This window comes from Maribacter caenipelagi, from assembly GCF_004364175.1.
Taxonomy (GTDB): Bacteria; Bacteroidota; Bacteroidia; order Flavobacteriales; family Flavobacteriaceae; genus Maribacter; species Maribacter caenipelagi.
This window is the reverse complement of sequence record NZ_SNZW01000016.1, coordinates 251,817-270,349: the sequence shown is the minus strand read 5'-3', so window position 1 is coordinate 270,349 and position 18,533 is coordinate 251,817. Positions and strand designations below refer to the sequence as shown.

Below are 18,533 nucleotides of genomic sequence, written 5' to 3'. Positions count from 1 at the left end.
TTTAGATTTATTGGTCAGGAAAAAGTTTAGTGAATTTTTTAGGCAGCTTAGATTCAATATATATTTCTTTATTAGTAACAGGATGTTGAAAGCAAAGTGTCTTCGCATGTAAATACAATCCTTTCCTTTTTAATTGGAGTCCGGTTAAAAAATAAGTGGCATCTCCTAAAATAGGATTCCCTATAGATAACAAATGCTTTCTTAATTGATGCCTTCTACCGGTATGCGGACTCAGTTTTACCAAGTTTAGGTATGAAAAGCGTTCAGAAACAATTGATTCTAAAACTTCAAACGAAGACTTAGCTGGCTTATCATCTATATTATATTTAATAGTTCCAACGGTATCCATACTACGTATAGTCACCGCAAAATATTCCTTTTGAATTTTCTTGTTTTCAAATAACTGATTAAGGTCGGTAATAACGCTACTTGTTTTACCTACTAATAGCAAACCCGTTGTGGCGTAATCTAAACGGTGAACAGGTTGCGGGCTAACGGCATCTGTTGCTAAACTCTTTTTTAAATTTTGGGCTAGTGCATTTGCTACGGTTTTAAATCCGTTACCACTTACTAAAATCCCTGCTGGTTTATTGATAACCGCCAAATATTCATCTTCATAAACCACATCTAGTTTTAAAATAAGCCGAGTATTATTTTCATTCTCTTGAGGATGTTGATATATAATAGTTTCTCCTCCAATAATCATAGTTGCGGTAGTAGCAATTACCCCATCAACTAAAATCAACTTTTTCTTTATCGCTTTCTTCAAAGCAGATTTTGTCAAAATACGCTGAAACACCCCTACCCCATATTCTTGCAGTCTCATTGGAGTTACATTTTCATTAACTATATGTATTTCTTTTTGCTGCATAGTACCCCTCAAAGTTAATTAGGTTTTAGGTGATTTCTACTAGATATACTATAGGACTATTAAAAAACTGAAGTGAGTTAATGATCCTAATCATATACTCCTAAATTTCAACCGATTCTAAATTCCTATAGCAACTACCATAATGAAAAAGATAAACCACAAAATCCTTAGACAGCTAATCATATTGGCATTGATTATTTTTCTAGGCGGGTTGATTATAAAATACATGCTACCATACATCTCTGGTGTACTTGGAGCGCTAACATTATATGTAGTACTAAGAAAGTGGATGCTGAAACTTATCGAAAAAGGATTAAAGCGATCATGGGCAGCCATGCTATTAATTATAGCGGCATTCATTGGTATTTTTATTCCATTGACCGGTGCAGGTCTTATGCTAAGTTCACAATTAGGAGATTTCGCAGATAAATCTGAACAAGTTACAAAAGCCTTAAAAGATCAGTTATTTCAAGTGGAAAAATATGTCCAATATGATATTTCATCAACTATCGATCCAGAACAAGCTTCTGGTTGGTTAACCGATAATCTTTCAGGTTTTGCAAGTGGTACATTTAATATTTTGATTTCATTTGGTATACTATTATTTCTACTTTATTACATGCTAAAAAGCCCGAAACAATTAAAAGAATCTTTGCTGGAATATATTCCTCTAAGTAATAAAAACCTCGTTGCGTTAGGTAAAGAAATAGATAATGTGGTTCGATCTAATGCGATTGCAATTCCTTTAGTAGCAATAGCGCAGGGAATCATTGCACTTATCGGGTTCTTTATATTCGGTGTAGAAAATCCTCTTTTTTGGTTTGTAATAGTGACTATAGGCTCTATGATTCCGTTTATAGGAACATTTATAGGTATTTTCCCTGTATTTGTTTTGAGCCTAGCTAGCGGAGAAGATTTTCAAGCCTGGGGAATTTTAATTTATGGTATTGTAGTAGTAGGTATGACCGATAATGTGATTAGATTATTCGTGCTTAACAAATTAGATAGTACACATCCATTAATAACCTTGATCGGAGTATTGATCGGTATTCCATTATTTGGATTTGTAGGATTGATTTTTGGTCCTTTAATTATAAATCTTTTCCTAATAATTGTGAAAATTTACAAGCAACAATATGGCATTCAAAAATCTAGCAAACCAAAAGAGCAACAAATGTAACTAACGAGTTAAGAACTTTTTCAAAACCCCATAGACATCTTCAGATATTTTGAAACGATAAAGAACGCCAACGTAAAAAACAATCATCAAAATACTTTTTAACACTATGTTTAGCATAGGATGAAAAGAAAATGAAAAAGTTGAAAAAATAACTCCAAGAGCTATCAACAACGCAAGCACCTTCAGAGTTTCATTGGTAAACGGTAACATTTTAAATTTCGATTTTACATACCCTAATTTTAGTGTATTGTATATAAAAAAAGCACTAAAACTAGCAATAGCAGCACCATCGATACCATATTTCGGAATCAACCAAAGATTGAATACTATAGCCATTACAGCCAATAAAGCTCCGAAAAACAAGATAGAACGGTAGTAATCTGAATTAAATAAGATAGCATTATTATTACCCAACAGCGCATCATATACTTTTATCAATCCTACCCAAAAGACAATCATGAATCCGCCTGCATATTTATTTGGCAACAACTCGTACAGTTCATTTAAATTCAATAATATCAGCAAGAAAAGAATACCGGCGACTATAAATAAGGTTAGTGAACTTTTTTGATACAATTGCGAAAGTGCAGCTCTATCATTCTCATTGATGTGCTTTGCCGTAAGTGGGTACGTAATCTGATGCATCGCTCTTGATGGCACTGCTATAGTCGATGCAATAAAACCTGCGACCGCATAAAAAGCCACATTCTCCAATTCTAGAAAGTTGTTCAACATTACCTTATCAACCTCCATAAGTACAATTGCCGTAGAACCACCTAGTATTATTAAAGCACTATATTTTACAATAGTTTTCCAATTTTGCAGCGGGGAGAAGTTTAACTTTGGCTTACGCAAAGAATATGCATACAGTTTCATAATTAAGGTACGCACTAAGTAAAAACCGACCAATGCATTGATAAAAAACTCAATATCAATAATTTTAAAATATAAAAGGAGTAACAAAATGGTTTGACCAATTCTACAAAAAATCTCTTTCATAAAATTGCCGAACATAGATTTCATTCTAATTCTTGCCCAAGCATAAAAAACCTCAAAATATGCCATCGCCATACCCACTAAAAAAATATGCCAAACGTAATCTCGAACGATATCGTTTTGTCTTGAAAGTAAATTTCCGATTGCGTCATTTGCCACATAACTTATTAAAGCTACCGGTATAATTAGCACCAAAGGTAGTAACAGCATTAAGGTTAAGAAAGAATCTTGAGATTTTTCGTTTTTAAAACTAGAATAGAATTTCACCAAGCTGTTAGGAACACCAAATGCTAAAATAGGCGTTAGCACAGCTGATACAGATAAGATTACTTGTATTAATCCGTAATTACTTGGCAGCATAAAATTGGTATACAAAAATAAGGTGTTCGCCGCCCCAATTGCAAAACCAAAATAGGTTACAATTGTATTATTCAACGATTGTTTTAATACTATACCCATTAAATATATTCGACCAATTTTCGGGTGAGTTCCCTTCTACTGTATTGCTCAATACTACCAGAACTTATCTGTAATTCTCCTTTCTGGAAATCTTGAAACCAATTTAAAAGTACATTTTTCAACGCAATATCATCAGCATAGTCAAATATTCTACCTGTTTCAGTTTCATCAATGATACCTGCAACTTCCCAATTTCTAGGTCCCACACCTAAAATAGGACGCTTTGCCGCCATATATTCAAATAACTTACCAGGTATGATACCAATAGTATCTTGAGAGTCTATTTCTACCAATATTAAAACTTGCGAAGACTTTTGATAAGCTAAAGCCTCTTGATGCGAAACATAACCTACTATTTCAATAAAATCTTGCAAACCAAATTCAGCAATCGATGCAAGTATTTCTTCACTAACAACACCTATAAAACGTAACTGCATAGCATTTTTAAAGTCAATATTTTCATTGACTAAATCTGACAATACCTTCCAGAGATTTCTAGGGTTTCTCCCACTTAATAATGACCCTATATGAGCAATAGTAAATTTTGAGTCTAGATTATCACTGGCAGCTATATCACCGTCAAATCCGTTTGTAATGACTTTAATTGGTTTATTCGTAAGCTGCTGAAATTCTTGTTTCGTAGTATTACTAGTTACAATAATTTTATCGGCTGTATTTAAAACATCAAACTCCAGCTGCTTATGTTTCTTTTCTGCAGAAGATGTTAATTTTAGTTTTTTATGATACCCTATCGTGGTCCATGGATCACGAAAATCTGCAATCCATTTTAATGATATAGATTTTTTTAAATAGTATCCAATAAGGTGCACGCTATGTGGTGGACCTGTAGTTATTATGGTATCAATACCCTCTTTTTCTAAAACACCTTTTAAAAAAATAACGGAAGGTTTTACCCAGAACTTTCTGGCATCAGGTATAAACAGATTACCCCTAATCCATAAAAGAGTTTTCTCTAAAAAAGACTGATTTTTAGTTTGAATAATTCCAGAACTAATACGCTTTGTTTTCTTACTAGATAATATGGCCGCAATACGATATGGCTCTTTTACACTATGCTTATAGATTTTTAAATCATCGGGAATATCCTGTAAAAAAGATTCATCTAAAAGTGGATAATGAGGATTCTCTGGAATATACAGTACTGGCTCGACACCAAAGTCTCTAAGATATTTTACAAACTTCAGCCAACGTTGAACTCCCGGTCCGCCAGCAGGTGGCCAATAATAAGTAATGACCAGCACCTTTCTCATTATGCTTCCTCTTCTTTTTTAGATCTCCAAAAAGAGAAACCAAATCCGCCAACGATAACAAGACCTAATAAAATAGTACTAGCTAAAGTTATTTTACTTCCAGTCACTACTACTTCAGGCTTAAATTTAAATTCAATCTTATGTTCACCTGATGGAATTTTAAGTGCTCTTAGTACGTAATCAACTTTGAAGTAATTACTTTCTTTACCGTCGATATAAGCATTCCATCCGTTTTCGTAATACATCTCTGAAAATACAGCAACACCTTCATTACTATTCTTAGATGTATATGTCAAATGATTGGGCTCATAATCAATTAAAGCAATTGAAGCCGTAGAATCTACCTGATAAGTAAATGGAGAAATACCAGCAAACTTAGAAGAATTGACAACCGCTACATTCTTAGTATCTAAACTATCTAAAGCCATTATTTCTTCATTGGCATTTGCAACTGGTTGTAATTCAGAAATAAACCAAGCATTACCATTAGCATTGGGATTTTCAATAGGAAAAGCATTACCCTCTTGATCTTGCCTAATAACATATTTAATGTTCATCATATTCAAAACCGACAAGTTGCCATTGTACACATGAAAATTGAACAAGTCTTGCATACCAGCAGGTTTAGCCGCATGATACCCGGTTATACTCTGGTGAAAATAGGCTGTTTTAGCTGAATCAAATCCATCCGTTTGATCAAAAACACGAAATACTCCGTCATCTTTAGCAATAATTTTATCTGCCGTAGTTTCTTTAAAAGGTTCTAACATTTTACGTTTAGACACAAAATTGTCATTGTTTACATATCGTAAATCAACACCTACTAAATCAACCACAACCAACAAACCAATAACTATTATCAACAGGTTCATTTTCAATTTTTCTTTTAAATACAACCAAATCAATAAGGCTGTACCAAGTGCAAAACCTAATGAGCGTAATAAATCGCTGGTGTAAACACTCTTACGATCTAAACGAAGCATTTCTGGCAATTCTTCTAGACCGGTCATTCTTAAATTATCATCATTGACACCTATAAAGTGGAAAGCACCTTTAAATATGAATAAAACAACGCCTAAGCCTAAAACGATTGCCGCTGCCATGGTTAACGATTTCAATTTATCCGCTTGCGGAACTTTATCCTTAAATAATTTCTTTAAAGCTAAAATTGCCAATACAGGTACACAAAGTTCTAAAACGATTTGTATAGATGATACCGCCCTAAACTTATCGTATAAAGGAAAATAGTCTATCATGAAATCGGTTAACACACTAAAGTTTTTACCCCATGATAATACCAGAGACATAAGTGAACCGAAAAGCAGCCACCATTTATGTTTGCCTTTTACTAAAAATAGTCCTAAAATGAATAGAAAAAATATAACTGCACCTAAATATGCCGGACCCGAAGTACCCGGTTGTTCGCCCCAATACAATGGTAAACCGCCAACAAAATCTAAAGCACTTGATCTAGCCAAGCCTTTATCAATTAAATAATTATAAGATTTAGAATTCTCACCCAAATTCTCTTGACTTGCACCGCCAAAAAGCCTTGGTACAAATAAGTTTAAAGATTCTGTAATGCCGTAACTCCAATTTGTAATATAGGCTTTACTCAAACCGCCAGTATCTTCTTTTGGTGAACCATCTGGGTTTATGGTCAATTCACTTTTACCACGTGTACTCCAATCAGCATACTCTTTAGTGGCCATTAACCCTGTGGCATTGGCAGCAATACCTAAAGTAACAGCCAAAAATAATATACCAACAGCAGAGAAGAAATGTTTTAATTGCTTATCTCTAATCGCATACACCAAATACACCACACCCAAAACGAGCACTAATAACATGAAATAATACGTCATTTGATAGTGGTTTGCAGTAATTTCAAGAGCCATTGCCAGGGCTGTCAAAACAAAGCCCCAAAGATATTTTTTTCTAAAAACCAGAACAATACCCGCTAATATCACCGGTAAATATGCCACAGCATGTGCCTTTGCATTATGGCCGGCTCCTAAAATAATAATGAGGTATGTAGAAAAACCAAAGGCCAAAGCACCTACAATAGCTAATCTATAATCTACTTTAAGACAACAAAGAAGAATATAAAATCCTATAAAATATAGAAAGAGGTAATCTGCAGGTCTTGGTAAAAACCGAATTAAACGGTCTAGTTTTTTAATATAGTTGTGTGGATAATTTGCCCCAAGTTGGTATGTTGGCATACCACCGAATGCACTATTTGTCCAATACGGTTCTTGATCATTAGATTTTCTAAAATCGTTCTGTTCCTTTGCCATACCCGTATATTGGGCAATATCATGCTGGTACATTACTTTACCCTGTAGTACTGGGCTGAAATATGCTAATGCAGCAATGATAAAAAATACGACAACAAAAAAATGGATGAAAAAGAATTTTAAGCCTTGCTTCATTTGCTAAATAAGTAGTGTTTTGACAAAGATAACTAGTCTAGCTCTTCAAAATCAATGTATTCACCTACTTTTTCAGAATCGTTCTTTTTTCGAGATGGTTTTTTATTGATAATTACACTTTCATCTTCCTCTTGATTAAAGGGACGTTGATTATCAAAAGCTTCTCTAAAATGAGATTCAGTTTTTTTGGCGGCGTAGTTCAATATTTTCGGCGCAAATAACTTTGCCAAAAATTTCAGCAAGTAATACACCAAAAGAATAATTAATATAGTTTTTAAAAAAGCCATTTATTCTTACTTAAGATATATCAAAAATACAATTATCACGTTGTATATAAAGAATCATACTATTAAAAAAATTATAAAATCGTGTTCATGAATAGTCTTTTTGCCTACTCTAAATCATATCAATATATATTAAGCTTAATTTTTCTTCTACCATTTGTAGCTATTTCTCAATACACAGATGTTATTAACTCTAACAGACCTGGTGTTTCTGTAAGTGCCTATGCTGTTGGTAAAAATGTGGTACAGGCAGAAATGGGCTTGTTTTATGAGCAGAAAGATCATACGCTATTAAATACGGAATCAAATATTTGGGGAACCGATATTTCATTACGATACGGATTACTATTTGAAAAACTAGAATTGAATTACGAAGGTACTTTCCAAAACCAGAACCTTACTTATATAAATTTTGACTTAGTTGCAAAGCGCAGAGATTTTTCTAGAAATAGATTAGGATTGAAGTTTCTTGTTTATGATCCATTTAAAAATCCGGAAGCAAATAAACCAAATCTTTACAGCTGGAGAGCAAATAACAAATTTCAATTTAAAAACCTTTTACCTGCGGTATCACTTTATGGTGGCGCAAACTTCGTACTAGGTGATAATCCGTTTTACATTGGTGAACCAACCATTTCTTATAGAGGTATGATTGCTACTCAGAGTAGATTAACACCAAGGTTTGTTTTGATTACAAATACGGCATATGACCGTATTAGCACAGAAGACCCAGAATTGAGTTATACAATTTCGTTGTCTCACGCCTTTAGAAACCCTAAATGGAGTGTTTTTGTTGAGCACCAAGGTATAGGCAGCGATCGCTATTCAGATTTATTAATTCGTGGTGGTATCGCACATTTGCTTAAAGAAAATCTTCAATTAGATTTTAATATGGGTGCTAGTTTAAAAAATACTCCAACCCGTATTTTCTTCGGAATAGGAGGTTCATATAGAATGGATTTTCATAAAGATAGCCTTAAACCAATTGAAGATCAAGAAGCTGACCAAAATGGTGGAGCTATTGACAAGAAGGCTATGAAAAAGAAAAAGAAGGAAAACAAAGAAAAAGGAAGCGGTGCAGAAGATATCGACCTTGGACCTTCTAAAAAGCAACTTAAAAAATTAAGGAAAGCAGAAAAGAAGAAAAAGAAAGAGAGTAGCGAGATAGACTTTTAGTGAACTACTACTCCACCCAATTTTTCATTCTGAACAACTTTAATTTGTTGATTAATATCACTAATATTGGCACTTCTAAAGAAGTTCAATGATCACACTACATGAAGCTAAAACAAAGCAAGACTTAAAACGCTTTGTAACCTTTCCGTTTTCGCTATATAAAAACAACAAGTATTGGGTACCACCCATTATCAATGATGAGCTAGAAAGCTTCGATAAAGATAAAAATTCGGTTTTTAAAGATGCCGAGGCATGGTTCTTTCTAGCAAAAGACGGAGATAAAATTGTAGGTCGTGTAGCTGCAGTGATTAATCACCTAGAAATCAATCAACAAAATGTAAAGAAAATGCGATTTGGCTGGTTCGATTTTATTGATGACCCAGCAGTTTCAAAAGCACTTTTAGACAAAGTTGCCGAAATAGGGAAAGTACACAGCCTAGAATACATGGAAGGTCCTGTTGGATTCTCAAACCTAGATAAGGTTGGAGTTCTAGTAGAAGGCTTTGACCATATTGGCACCATGATTACTTGGTATAACCATTCTTATTATCAAGGTCATTATGAAAATTTAGGCTTTGTAAAGGAAAAGGAATACATGGAGAATAAGTTCCCTGCAAAAAATGCCGATCCAGCTTTGTTTACAAGATTGAACGATTTGGTGAAAAAACGCTACGGACTTAAAGAAGTAAATTTCACAAAGACAAAAGAGGTAATGCCTATGGCAGACGAAATGTTCGACCTCTTTAATGCAACTTACGCCAACCTTTCGTCATTTGTACCTATTACTGAAATACAGAAAGCATACTTCAAGAAAAAATATATCAGCTTTATAAATCCTGAATATATAAAGTTTGTTAAGGATAAAGATGATAAGCTAATTGCTTTTGCCATTGTTATGCCATCATTTTCAGAAGCATTACAAAAAGCAAAAGGAAAGTTATTCCCTTTTGGTCTGTATCATTTACTAAAGGCAAAGAAAAGTAGCAAAGACGTTATTTTCTATCTGATAGGCATAGACCCCGAATATCAAAATAAGGGTGTCACGGCTGTAATATTCAACGAATACCATAAAACATTTAGCGAAAAAGGTATCGATATGTGTTATAGAACTCCTGAATTAGAAGAAAACCTGGCTATCAAGCAAATGTGGAAACATTTTGACCCTGTAGTGTACAAACGAAGAAGAACGTATAGAAAATCACTTTAATAAAGCACAAATAAAAAAGCCCAAAATCATTTGATTTCGGGCTTTTTTAATATGTAGAAATGAGACTTTATTCTCCCATTGCAGCAGCAACTGCCGCTGATAATCTTTTGTAAGTACCATTTTGCAAACGCTCACGTATTGCAGAGAAAGCCGTTAGCGTTTCTTCTACATCTTGTAAAGTATGCGTAGCAGTTGGTATTAAACGTAAAAGAATTAATCCCTTAGGTATTACCGGATACACTACGATAGAACAGAAGATTCCGTGATTTTCACGTAAATCTTTCACTAACGCCATTGCCTCAGGAATACTACCATTAAGATATACTGGCGTAACACAACTTGTTGTTGTACCAATATCGAAACCTTTTTCTTTTAGTCCGTTTTGTAATGCATTTACGTTCTCCCAAAGTTTGGCTTTAAGCTCTGGTTGAGTACGCAACATATCTAAACGTTTCAATGCTCCTTTTACATAAACCATTGGTAATGATTTAGCGAACATTTGAGAACGTAGGTTATATTTTAAATAATCTATGATTTCTTGATCAGCAGCAACAAATGCACCAATACTAGCCATAGACTTAGCAAAAGTAGCCAAGTAAACATCTATACCATCTTGTACACCTTGTTCTTGACCTGCACCAGCACCAGTTTCACCCAAAGTACCAAAACCGTGAGCATCATCAACTAAAAGTCTGAAATTGAATTTTTCTTTTAAAGCAACAATCTCTTTTAAGATACCTTGCTCACCACGCATACCAAATACACCTTCAGAGATAACTAAAATACCTCCACCAGTTTGTTCAGCTAATTTAGTAGCACGCTCTAAGTTCTTTTCTAAACTTTCAGGATTGTTATGTACAAACGTAAAACGCTTACCCATATGTAAACGCACACCATCAATAATACAAGCATGACAATCTACATCGTAAACAATTATATCATCTTTAGTAACAAGGGCATCAATTACAGACATAAACCCTTGGTAACCAAAATTTAGAAGGTAAGAAGCTTCCTTTTGAACGAAAGCAGCACATTCTTGCTCTAATTGCTCATGAAACTCAGTATGACCACTCATCATTCTTGCTCCCATTGGGTATGCAGAACCATATTCAGCTGCAGCATCACCATCTACCTTCTTTATCTCTGGAAGATTTGCTAAGCCTAAATAGTCATTGATACTCCAGGTGATAACATCTTTCCCCTGAAATTTCATTCTATTAGAAATAGGACCTTCCAATTTAGGGAACACAAAGTACCCCTCTGCTTGTGAAGCCCATTTACCTAAAGGGCCTTTATTCGCTAAAATTCTATCAAATAAGTCTTTCATTGTTTAATTTGGATCTGTCTGCAAAAGTAAATAATTTTGATAAAAGTTCATAAATTATTTATTACGCAAAAAAGTGGGCTATAAACCCACTTTTATATACACTATGATATTAAGAATTACTTTATATATTGAATCTCTTGTGCCTCTTCAACTGTTTCAGTATTCAAGAAACCTTGATCCTCCATCCACTGGTCACTGTATATTTTACTCATATAGCGAGAACCATGATCAGGAAAAATACAAACTACATTACTATTCTTGTCAAATGTATTAAGTTCATCAAGTTGCTTAATAGCTTGCATAACCGCACCACTAGTATACCCAACAAAGATACCCTCTGTTCTAGAGATTTCTCTAGCAGTATGTGCACTTTCGGCATCAGTTACCTTTATAAACTCATCTATAGTACTGAAATCTGTAGCTCCAGGAATTAGATTTTTGCCTAAACCTTCTATTCTGTACGGATAGATTTCGTTAGCATCTAATTTGCCTGTTTCGTGATATTTTTTCAATACAGAACCAAAAGCATCTACACCGATAACTTTAATATTCGGATTTTGTTCTTTTAAGAAACGAGCTGTACCTGAAATAGTACCACCTGTACCGCTACAAGCAACAAGGTGCGTTATTTGTCCGCCAGTTTGTTCCCAGATTTCAGGACCGGTAGACTTATAATGTGCTTCCATATTCAGCTTATTGAAATACTGATTAATATATATGGAACCTTTAGTTTCTTTATGCAATCTCTTAGCAACCTCATAATAAGATCTTGGATCATCTGCACTAACGTGCGCAGGACATACATATACTTTTGCGCCCATAGAGCGAAGCATATCTATCTTATCTGGAGATGATTTAGAGCTAACTGCTAGTATACAATCGTATCCTTTGATGATACTTGCCATTGCAATACTAAAACCAGTATTACCTGAAGTCGTTTCAATTATTGTACTTCCTTCGGTAAGAATACCTGCCTTCTCCGCCTGCTCAATAATATGGATCGCAATTCTATCTTTAGAAGAGTGACCTGGGTTGAATGCTTCTACCTTGGCGTAAAAATTACCAGTAAGGTTTTCTGCTATTTTGTTTAACTTAACTAGTGGTGTATTACCAACTAGTTCTAATATATTGTTGTAAGCCCTGATCTCATTTTTCATAAGGGGGATATCAATGTTAAGTTATTATATGAACGAAATTTGTTAAAATTTCTGATGCAAATTTACAGTTTTTTTTCCACTATGCGATTTTTCCTTCTAAATCTAAAAGAAATGCATATTCCTTAGCTACCTCTCGCAAAGACTCAAACCTGCCCGAAGCACCGCCATGACCAGCTTCCATGTTGGTATACATTAGTAATATATGATTATCAGTTTTCAACTCTCTTAGTTTGGCAACCCATTTTGCAGGTTCGAAATACTGAACTTGAGAATCATGCAGTCCTGTTGTTACCAACATATTCGGGTATTCTTGAGCAACAACATTATCATAAGGGGAATACGATTTCATATAATCGTAGTATTCTTTTTCGTTAGGGTTGCCCCACTCATCATACTCACCCGTAGTTAACGGTATAGAATCGTCTAACATAGTTGTTACAACATCTACAAAAGGCACTGCGGCTATAACACCATTATAGATATCTGGTTGCATATTTATAATCGCGCCCATTAATAAACCTCCTGCAGAACCGCCCATAGCATATAAATGACTGGCACTTGTCATGTTTTGTGCAATTAAAAATTTAGAACAATCAATAAAATCTGTAAACGTATTTTTCTTCTTCAACAATTTTCCTGTTTCATACCATCTACGACCTAAATACTCCCCTCCCCTAATATGGGCAATGGCAAACACAAATCCGCGATCTAGCAAACTCAACCTAACAGTAGAAAAATACGGATCAATTGTTGAACCGTACGAACCATAGGCATATTGCAAAATAGGTGTATTTACATTTAAGTCAGTATCCTTTCTATACACAAGTGACATTGGCACTTTTACACCATCTCTAGCAGTTGCCCACAAACGTTCCTCTTTATAGTTTTCTTTATCAAATAGACCACCAAGAACCTCTTGTTCTTTCTTGATTTCCTTCGCCTTGGTTCGCATATTAAAATCAATGACAGAACTAGGTGTTGACATAGAGTTATAAGAGTATCTCAAAATCTCGGTATCAAAATCAGGGTTGCTACTTACATAAGCTGTGTATGTTTCGCTTTTAAAAGGTAAAAAATACTCTTCTACTCCATCCCACCTGATAATTCTAATTTTATTAAGTCCGTTTTCACGTTCAGAAAGCACATAATACTCTTTAAAAATATCGATATCCTCTAAAAGTACCTCTTCTCGATGGGCTATAAATTCTTGCCAATGCTCAGACGACGTTTTTTCTTCTGAAGTACGCATGAGCTTAAAATTCTCTGCTTTATCCTTATTCGTTAAAATATAGAAGTTTTCCTCGTAATGAAAAATGGTATACTCCAACCCTCTTTCTCTAGGCGAGAATACTTCAAACTTCCCATCAGGGTTATCCGTTGACAGAATTTGAAATTCAGAAGTCAAGGTACTAAATGAGCCAATTACCAAATACTTTTTAGATTTGGTTCGGTATACAAATGTGCTAAATGTATCGTCCTTTTCATGAAAGATCAAGACATCTTCAGACGTCGGTGTGCCTAATTTATGCTTGTAAATTTTATCTGAACGTAAAGTAACAGGGTCTTTACGGGTATAAAACAACGTTTTATTATCATTTGCCCAAACACCACCACCAGTAGTATTTTCTATTTTATCATCTAAAATAAGACCTGTTTCAAGATTTTTAATTTGAAGTGTATATTGCCTTCTAGATACCGTATCTACCCCAAAGGCTGCCAATTTATTATCAGGACTAATAGCTATACCACCAAGACTAAAATAGTCATGACCTTTAGCCATATCATTACAGTTGAACATAACTTCTTCAACTGCCTCTAAATTTTGCTTAAATCTAGAATATAATGGATATTCCCCACCTATTATGTAACGGGTACTGTACCAATAATCATTTAGTTTATAAGGCACCGAAGAATCGTCTTCTTTAATTCTACCCTTCATTTCTTGAAATAGAGACTCTTGAAAATCTTTGGTATGCTTTGTTAAAGAATCGTAATACGTATTCTCTGCCTCTAAATATGAAATAACATCTTTATTCTCCTTATCATTTAGCCAATAATAATTATCTAATCGAACATCATCATGTATAACTAATTCTTTAGGAATTTTTTTCGCCTTTGGCGGATGCTTAAGAGCCATATGAACTTCTTTATTTAATAAGACGGCAAAAATAAGACTAATTCATAGACACCCGTTTTATTAGGGTGAAAAACTGAAATGCTGCTATTTTTAGTATTTTTACAACCTAAATCTAAAAATGAAATTATGTTTGGAGATATGATGGGTATGATGGGAAAACTTAAAGAGACCCAAAAAAAAGTAGAAGAAACTAAAAACAGATTAGATACTGTAACATTAGAAGAAAAGTCAAATGACGGTACAATATCAGTTACCATAACTGCGAACCGAGAAATTAAAAAAATAGTAATAGATGACAGTCTTTTGCAAGACAAAGAACAGTTAGAAGATTATTTAATACTAACTTTAAATAAGGCTATAAAAAATGCAACTAACGTTAACGAAACAGAATTAGCTGCTGTCGCAAAAGACGGTATGCCCAATATTCCGGGTATGGATTCGTTATTTAAGTAAGATTGGCAAGTTATTTGTAGTTAACCTTTTAAACTTTAATTATGAAGTATATTATTTTATTATTCATGATTCCGCTATTTGCTTCTGCTCAAGCAGATTTTAATAGTGTAGATGATTCTAAATGGCTTACAAATTATGATTCTGCTATTTCAAAAGCGAAAAAGCAACATAAAAACGTTTTAGTTTATTTTACGGGTAGTGACTGGTGTCCGCCTTGTAAAATGCTAAAAACGGATTTATTTGACACAAGCGAATTTCAAGAATTATCAAGTAATTATATACTTCTGTATGTTGATGTTCCTAGAAATAGAGATTTAATATCTGAGAAGCAAATGGTTCATAACAAAGAATTGTTGACCAAATTGAATAAGAAAAAGGTATTTCCGATGTTTAAGGTAATAGATGCAAAAGGAAACGAATTAGATAAATTATCAGGCTATAGCATGAACGGTGTTATAGATTCTCATCTAAAGCTTTTAGAAAAGAATAAATAATTTAAATAATTACCAGTATTATATAAAATGGCTTACATGATGTAAGCCATTTTTACTTTCAATACACTGCTGTATTATTGTGATTCAATAGTATGTGGTGTTTACAAAACCAACATCAACAGTTAGACAGAAAACCCAGCAGTTATAAGCAGTCGCCTATAACAACTACCTCCAATACCAACCTCAACACCTTTAGTCTTAAAAAATTCATCACTCATTATTAACAGTGCGAAGTAAGCAGTCGTTTAGTTGATATTTAAATGGAGAAGAGTTTAATGCTCTATCAAATTAGCAACAACCTCTATTAAATCATGCAACATCAATATTAAACACTGCAACCTTAGAGACCCTCCCCATGCCCTAAAACGTATTTTTAAGATTCTTGGTCTTAAGTTTTACGCATAAAAAAAGGGCTTACTTTACGTAAGCCCTTTTCAAAAAATAACCTAATTACTAGTTATTAATTAATCTAAATTGAGTTCTTCTGTTTGCAGCATGCTCTCTTGAAGTACAAGAAACACCATCACTACATCTGTTTAATAATTTAGTTTCACCATAACCGTTTGCTACTAAAAGACTAGAGTTAACCCCCTTAGTAATCAAGTAATCTGCAACCGCCTTTGCTCTTCTTTCAGAAAGGTCTTGGTTAGATGCTGCACCACCTTGAGAATCTGTATGAGAAGCTAATTCAACTTTTACTCCTGGGTTTTGAGCTAATACAGGCAACAATCTGTTATCGATAATACTTTTTGCCTCTGAAGTTAATGTTGCGCTACCAGAATCCCAGTTGATAGGTAAAGCTTGATATTCAACTAATGCACACTCTACTTCTTTCCAAGTAGTTAATCCACCTTTTTCTTTTAATACCTCTTTGGAGATAGTAGTGGTTTTAGCAGGAATTATTTCTTCTACCGTGTAAGCATCTTTATCTAAAACAGTTTTAGTAATTTCTCTGTACTCAGCAGGAATAATTTTTTCAACAACTTGTGCAGGAGAAATTAAAACAGATTTAGTATAAGATCCATTTTTAGAACCTAATGGAGTACTAGTTGTTGAGGCAGCACTTGCAAGAACCTGAGTTGAAACAGTCTCAAATTGTGCAGGATACCCTTTGTAACACCAGTATCTACAATCATCAGGATTACCTGACTCACAATCAGGAGCAGCAACTCCTAATTCCCATTGTGCATAAGCTGGCTTTATCTCTAATGTTTGTGTGCTAGGAGAAAAAGAAGCAGGTATAACCTGTAAAGAATTTCCACCTCCTTTAGATACATACGTTACAGTTTCTGTTCCCCACTTAGCAGGAACTACTGTAAGTACTTTTTCTTCTTCTCTCACTAATACACGTTCTGTAATTGTCTTGAATGTAGCAGGAACCGTTTTTAAAATCTTGTAAGACGGGTTTGTTGTAATTGTTGTTGACTCGTTTACATAAACATCTGGAGTTGTACAACGAACATAACATTTACCAGGTTCTGGATTTGACGGCAAGTCTTGTGCCATTGCAAAAGAAGCTGAAAATGCAACTGCTAGAAATAATACTTTTTTCATTTTGATAGTGTTTAAAATTAATATTGGTTATTATAATATTTTGTTTGAGGTTTCCTGTTTAGCAATTTCATCTTAGTGTCGAGCTCTAATTTGAAACCAACTAGTATAACGCCTCAATAATTAAGACACACAATTATTTAAAAAGTCACTAAAAAGCAGAGAAAATATTATTTATCTTTAATGATATGATTAAAATTAACAAGAAGGAAGATGGGTTTTATCAGTTCATATTGAAGTCTGACAATGGTAGTATTCTATTGAAGAGTGTATCGTTCAGCACTGAAAACGAATTAGATAACACCATAAAAGATATTAAAGCGTTGAAAAATGCCAACGGCAAATTCTTTGAACGCAGAACAAATACCGATGGTAAATTTTTAGTAGAATTAAAAAATTCAACTGGAAAAATAATTGGCTCCAGCGGACTTTACTCTTCTGAAGCCGGTATGGAAAATGGAATATTGAATATTTCTAACAGTATCGACTTAGCCATTAAATAGCAGCTAATTGTCTCAACAGTTCTTCGTGCATGTCATCTGTGTAATCTAAATGAGTAACCATCCTCAATTTACCCTGCCCCATTCCAATAATTAAAATATCTTTTTCTTTTAAGGTATTTACAAATTGATTGCTGGTCATATAAGATTCATCTATCTCAAAAATGACAATATTGGTCTCAATAGGCTCTACCTTTTTTATGAAAGATTTTGCCGCTAAAGTCTTTCCTATTTCTTTAGCCCTTTTATGATCTTCAGCCAATCTATCGATATTATTATCTAAGGCATATATCGCTGCAGCAGCCAAAAAGCCAGACTGGCGCATACCTCCACCAAAAATCTTACGAATTCGCAGGGCTTTATCCATATGCTCTTTTGTACCTAAAAGCAACGAACCTACCGGGCAACCCAATCCCTTACTTAAGCAGACACTAATTGTATCAAATAACTGACCGTACTGATGTGTAGTTTCATTCTTTTCAACCATGGCATTCCATAAACGTGCTCCATCTAAATGGTAACCAAGCTTATGCTCATCGCAAACTTCTCTTATTTTTTGAAGCTCTTGAAAATCCCAACAAGTACCACCTCCTTTATTTGCAGTATTCTCTACACATACTAATGTTGATAGCGGACTATGGTAAAAATCTGGAGGGTTGATAGCTGAAGTAACCTGAGCGGCCGTCATAGTACCTCGACTACCATCTACCAATCTACACGAAACTCCGCTATTAAAACTGACTCCTCCACCCTCATAATTATATATATGGGCATATTTATCGCAAATCAATTGTTCGCCCGGTTGTGTATGTAATTTTATGGCAGTCTGGTTCGTCATAGTACCACTTGGAAAAAACAACGCAGATTCCATTCCAAATAGCTTGGCAGCTTTTTCTTCTAAGGCATTTACTGTAGGGTCTTCCTTAAAAACATCGTCACCCACAGCTGCAGACATCATTGCATCTAGCATGCCTGGTGTAGGCTTAGTTACCGTATCACTGATAAGATTAATTAGCATAAAAAATTATAAAAATT

16 protein-coding genes are annotated in these 18,533 nt (G+C 34.3%); 6 read left to right on the top strand and 10 right to left on the bottom strand.

All coding sequences use genetic code 11. From position 1 onward, the window contains the following. Nucleotides 1-7 precede the first annotated feature (7 nt). Complete coding sequence (locus DFQ03_RS13660; protein ID WP_133673736.1) at nt 8-871, bottom strand: RluA family pseudouridine synthase; 864 nt, start codon at nt 869-871, stop codon at nt 8-10. Nucleotides 872-1,013: 142 nt separating this feature from the next. On the opposite strand from DFQ03_RS13660, the gene DFQ03_RS13655 reads away from it, so the two are divergent. Further along, nucleotides 1,014-2,051 carry an AI-2E family transporter gene (locus DFQ03_RS13655; RefSeq protein ID WP_133673735.1) on the top strand — a complete coding sequence of 346 codons (1,038 nt, stop codon included), beginning with the start codon at nt 1,014-1,016 and terminating at the stop codon, nt 2,049-2,051. On the opposite strand, the gene DFQ03_RS13650 is transcribed toward DFQ03_RS13655, so the two are convergent. Genes DFQ03_RS13650 through DFQ03_RS13635 form a run of 4 tightly spaced genes read right to left on the bottom strand, consistent with a single transcriptional unit; the run spans nt 2,052 to nt 7,499 of the window. Continuing rightward, nucleotides 2,052-3,506, bottom strand: a complete 1,455-nt coding sequence (locus DFQ03_RS13650; RefSeq protein WP_133673734.1) for an oligosaccharide flippase family protein — start codon at nt 3,504-3,506, stop codon at nt 2,052-2,054. After that, nucleotides 3,506-4,777, bottom strand: a complete 1,272-nt coding sequence (locus DFQ03_RS13645) for a glycosyltransferase family 4 protein (protein WP_133673733.1) — start codon at nt 4,775-4,777, stop codon at nt 3,506-3,508. Before DFQ03_RS13645 ends, DFQ03_RS13650 begins: the two co-directional genes overlap by 1 nt. Beyond that, nucleotides 4,777-7,212: a YfhO family protein gene (locus DFQ03_RS13640; RefSeq protein ID WP_133673732.1), complete on the bottom strand. Its 2,436-nt coding sequence runs from the start codon at nt 7,210-7,212 to the stop codon at nt 4,777-4,779. Before DFQ03_RS13640 ends, DFQ03_RS13645 begins: the two co-directional genes overlap by 1 nt. A gap of 32 nt (nt 7,213-7,244) precedes the next feature. Further along, nucleotides 7,245-7,499 (bottom strand): DUF4834 domain-containing protein, encoded by a 255-nt coding sequence (locus DFQ03_RS13635; protein ID WP_133673731.1) that lies wholly within the window; start codon nt 7,497-7,499, stop codon nt 7,245-7,247. Between the two features lie 87 nt (nt 7,500-7,586). On the opposite strand from DFQ03_RS13635, the gene DFQ03_RS13630 reads away from it, so the two are divergent. Both DFQ03_RS13630 and DFQ03_RS13625 read left to right on the top strand, forming a co-directional pair. Beyond that, complete coding sequence (locus DFQ03_RS13630; protein WP_133673730.1) at nt 7,587-8,672, top strand: transporter; 1,086 nt, start codon at nt 7,587-7,589, stop codon at nt 8,670-8,672. Between the two features lie 88 nt (nt 8,673-8,760). After that, entirely contained in the window at nt 8,761-9,879 is a 1,119-nt protein-coding gene (locus tag DFQ03_RS13625) for a GTP cyclohydrolase (RefSeq protein ID WP_133673729.1), read from the top strand. Between the two features lie 67 nt (nt 9,880-9,946). Here DFQ03_RS13625 and DFQ03_RS13620 read toward each other — a convergent pair whose 3' ends face one another. The 3 genes from DFQ03_RS13620 to DFQ03_RS13610 all read right to left on the bottom strand — a co-directional run bounded on the left by DFQ03_RS13620 (nt 9,947) and on the right by DFQ03_RS13610 (nt 14,500). Further along, nucleotides 9,947-11,206: an aminotransferase class I/II-fold pyridoxal phosphate-dependent enzyme gene (locus tag DFQ03_RS13620; RefSeq protein WP_133673728.1), complete on the bottom strand. Its 1,260-nt coding sequence runs from the start codon at nt 11,204-11,206 to the stop codon at nt 9,947-9,949. Nucleotides 11,207-11,322: 116 nt separating this feature from the next. Continuing rightward, the gene (locus DFQ03_RS13615; protein WP_133673727.1) at nt 11,323-12,363 is read right to left on the bottom strand and encodes a PLP-dependent cysteine synthase family protein; all 1,041 of its coding nucleotides are present in this window, start codon (nt 12,361-12,363) and stop codon (nt 11,323-11,325) included. Nucleotides 12,364-12,442: 79 nt separating this feature from the next. Next, nucleotides 12,443-14,500: a S9 family peptidase gene (locus DFQ03_RS13610; protein WP_133673726.1), complete on the bottom strand. Its 2,058-nt coding sequence runs from the start codon at nt 14,498-14,500 to the stop codon at nt 12,443-12,445. 126 nt (nt 14,501-14,626) lie between these two features. Here DFQ03_RS13610 and DFQ03_RS13605 point away from each other — a divergent pair, with 126 nt between their 5' ends. Both DFQ03_RS13605 and DFQ03_RS13600 read left to right on the top strand, forming a co-directional pair. After that, the gene (locus tag DFQ03_RS13605) at nt 14,627-14,953 is read left to right on the top strand and encodes a YbaB/EbfC family nucleoid-associated protein (protein WP_133673883.1); all 327 of its coding nucleotides are present in this window, start codon (nt 14,627-14,629) and stop codon (nt 14,951-14,953) included. Nucleotides 14,954-14,994: 41 nt separating this feature from the next. Further along, complete coding sequence (locus DFQ03_RS13600; protein ID WP_133673725.1) at nt 14,995-15,447, top strand: thioredoxin family protein; 453 nt, start codon at nt 14,995-14,997, stop codon at nt 15,445-15,447. 453 nt (nt 15,448-15,900) lie between these two features. Here DFQ03_RS13600 and DFQ03_RS13595 read toward each other — a convergent pair whose 3' ends face one another. Further along, nucleotides 15,901-17,001, bottom strand: a complete 1,101-nt coding sequence (locus tag DFQ03_RS13595) for an OmpA family protein (RefSeq protein ID WP_133673724.1) — start codon at nt 16,999-17,001, stop codon at nt 15,901-15,903. Between the two features lie 185 nt (nt 17,002-17,186). Between DFQ03_RS13595 and DFQ03_RS13590 the strand changes: the two genes are divergently transcribed. Beyond that, entirely contained in the window at nt 17,187-17,501 is a 315-nt protein-coding gene (locus tag DFQ03_RS13590; protein ID WP_133673723.1) for a YegP family protein, read from the top strand. On the opposite strand, the gene DFQ03_RS13585 is transcribed toward DFQ03_RS13590, so the two are convergent. Next, nucleotides 17,494-18,516, bottom strand: coding sequence for a threonine aldolase family protein (locus DFQ03_RS13585; RefSeq protein ID WP_133673722.1), 1,023 nt, complete (start codon nt 18,514-18,516; stop codon nt 17,494-17,496). The two genes, DFQ03_RS13590 and DFQ03_RS13585, sit on opposite strands and share 8 nt — an antisense overlap. Nucleotides 18,517-18,533: the final 17 nt, after the last annotated feature.

What these genes read in the sequence shown, in the direction of transcription:
- DFQ03_RS13660 (WP_133673736.1), bottom strand. Translation starts at nt 871, where the DNA reads ATGCAGCAAAAAGAAATACATATAGTTAATGAAAATGTAACTCCAATG.
- DFQ03_RS13655 (WP_133673735.1), top strand. Translation starts at nt 1,014, where the DNA reads ATGAAAAAGATAAACCACAAAATCCTTAGACAGCTAATCATATTGGCA.
- DFQ03_RS13650 (WP_133673734.1), bottom strand. Translation starts at nt 3,506, where the DNA reads ATGGGTATAGTATTAAAACAATCGTTGAATAATACAATTGTAACCTAT.
- DFQ03_RS13645 (WP_133673733.1), bottom strand. Translation starts at nt 4,777, where the DNA reads ATGAGAAAGGTGCTGGTCATTACTTATTATTGGCCACCTGCTGGCGGA.
- DFQ03_RS13640 (WP_133673732.1), bottom strand. Translation starts at nt 7,212, where the DNA reads ATGAAGCAAGGCTTAAAATTCTTTTTCATCCATTTTTTTGTTGTCGTA.
- DFQ03_RS13635 (WP_133673731.1), bottom strand. Translation starts at nt 7,499, where the DNA reads ATGGCTTTTTTAAAAACTATATTAATTATTCTTTTGGTGTATTACTTG.
- DFQ03_RS13630 (WP_133673730.1), top strand. Translation starts at nt 7,587, where the DNA reads ATGAATAGTCTTTTTGCCTACTCTAAATCATATCAATATATATTAAGC.
- DFQ03_RS13625 (WP_133673729.1), top strand. Translation starts at nt 8,761, where the DNA reads ATGATCACACTACATGAAGCTAAAACAAAGCAAGACTTAAAACGCTTT.
- DFQ03_RS13620 (WP_133673728.1), bottom strand. Translation starts at nt 11,206, where the DNA reads ATGAAAGACTTATTTGATAGAATTTTAGCGAATAAAGGCCCTTTAGGT.
- DFQ03_RS13615 (WP_133673727.1), bottom strand. Translation starts at nt 12,363, where the DNA reads ATGAAAAATGAGATCAGGGCTTACAACAATATATTAGAACTAGTTGGT.
- DFQ03_RS13610 (WP_133673726.1), bottom strand. Translation starts at nt 14,500, where the DNA reads ATGGCTCTTAAGCATCCGCCAAAGGCGAAAAAAATTCCTAAAGAATTA.
- DFQ03_RS13605 (WP_133673883.1), top strand. Translation starts at nt 14,627, where the DNA reads ATGTTTGGAGATATGATGGGTATGATGGGAAAACTTAAAGAGACCCAA.
- DFQ03_RS13600 (WP_133673725.1), top strand. Translation starts at nt 14,995, where the DNA reads ATGAAGTATATTATTTTATTATTCATGATTCCGCTATTTGCTTCTGCT.
- DFQ03_RS13595 (WP_133673724.1), bottom strand. Translation starts at nt 17,001, where the DNA reads ATGAAAAAAGTATTATTTCTAGCAGTTGCATTTTCAGCTTCTTTTGCA.
- DFQ03_RS13590 (WP_133673723.1), top strand. Translation starts at nt 17,187, where the DNA reads ATGATTAAAATTAACAAGAAGGAAGATGGGTTTTATCAGTTCATATTG.
- DFQ03_RS13585 (WP_133673722.1), bottom strand. Translation starts at nt 18,516, where the DNA reads ATGCTAATTAATCTTATCAGTGATACGGTAACTAAGCCTACACCAGGC.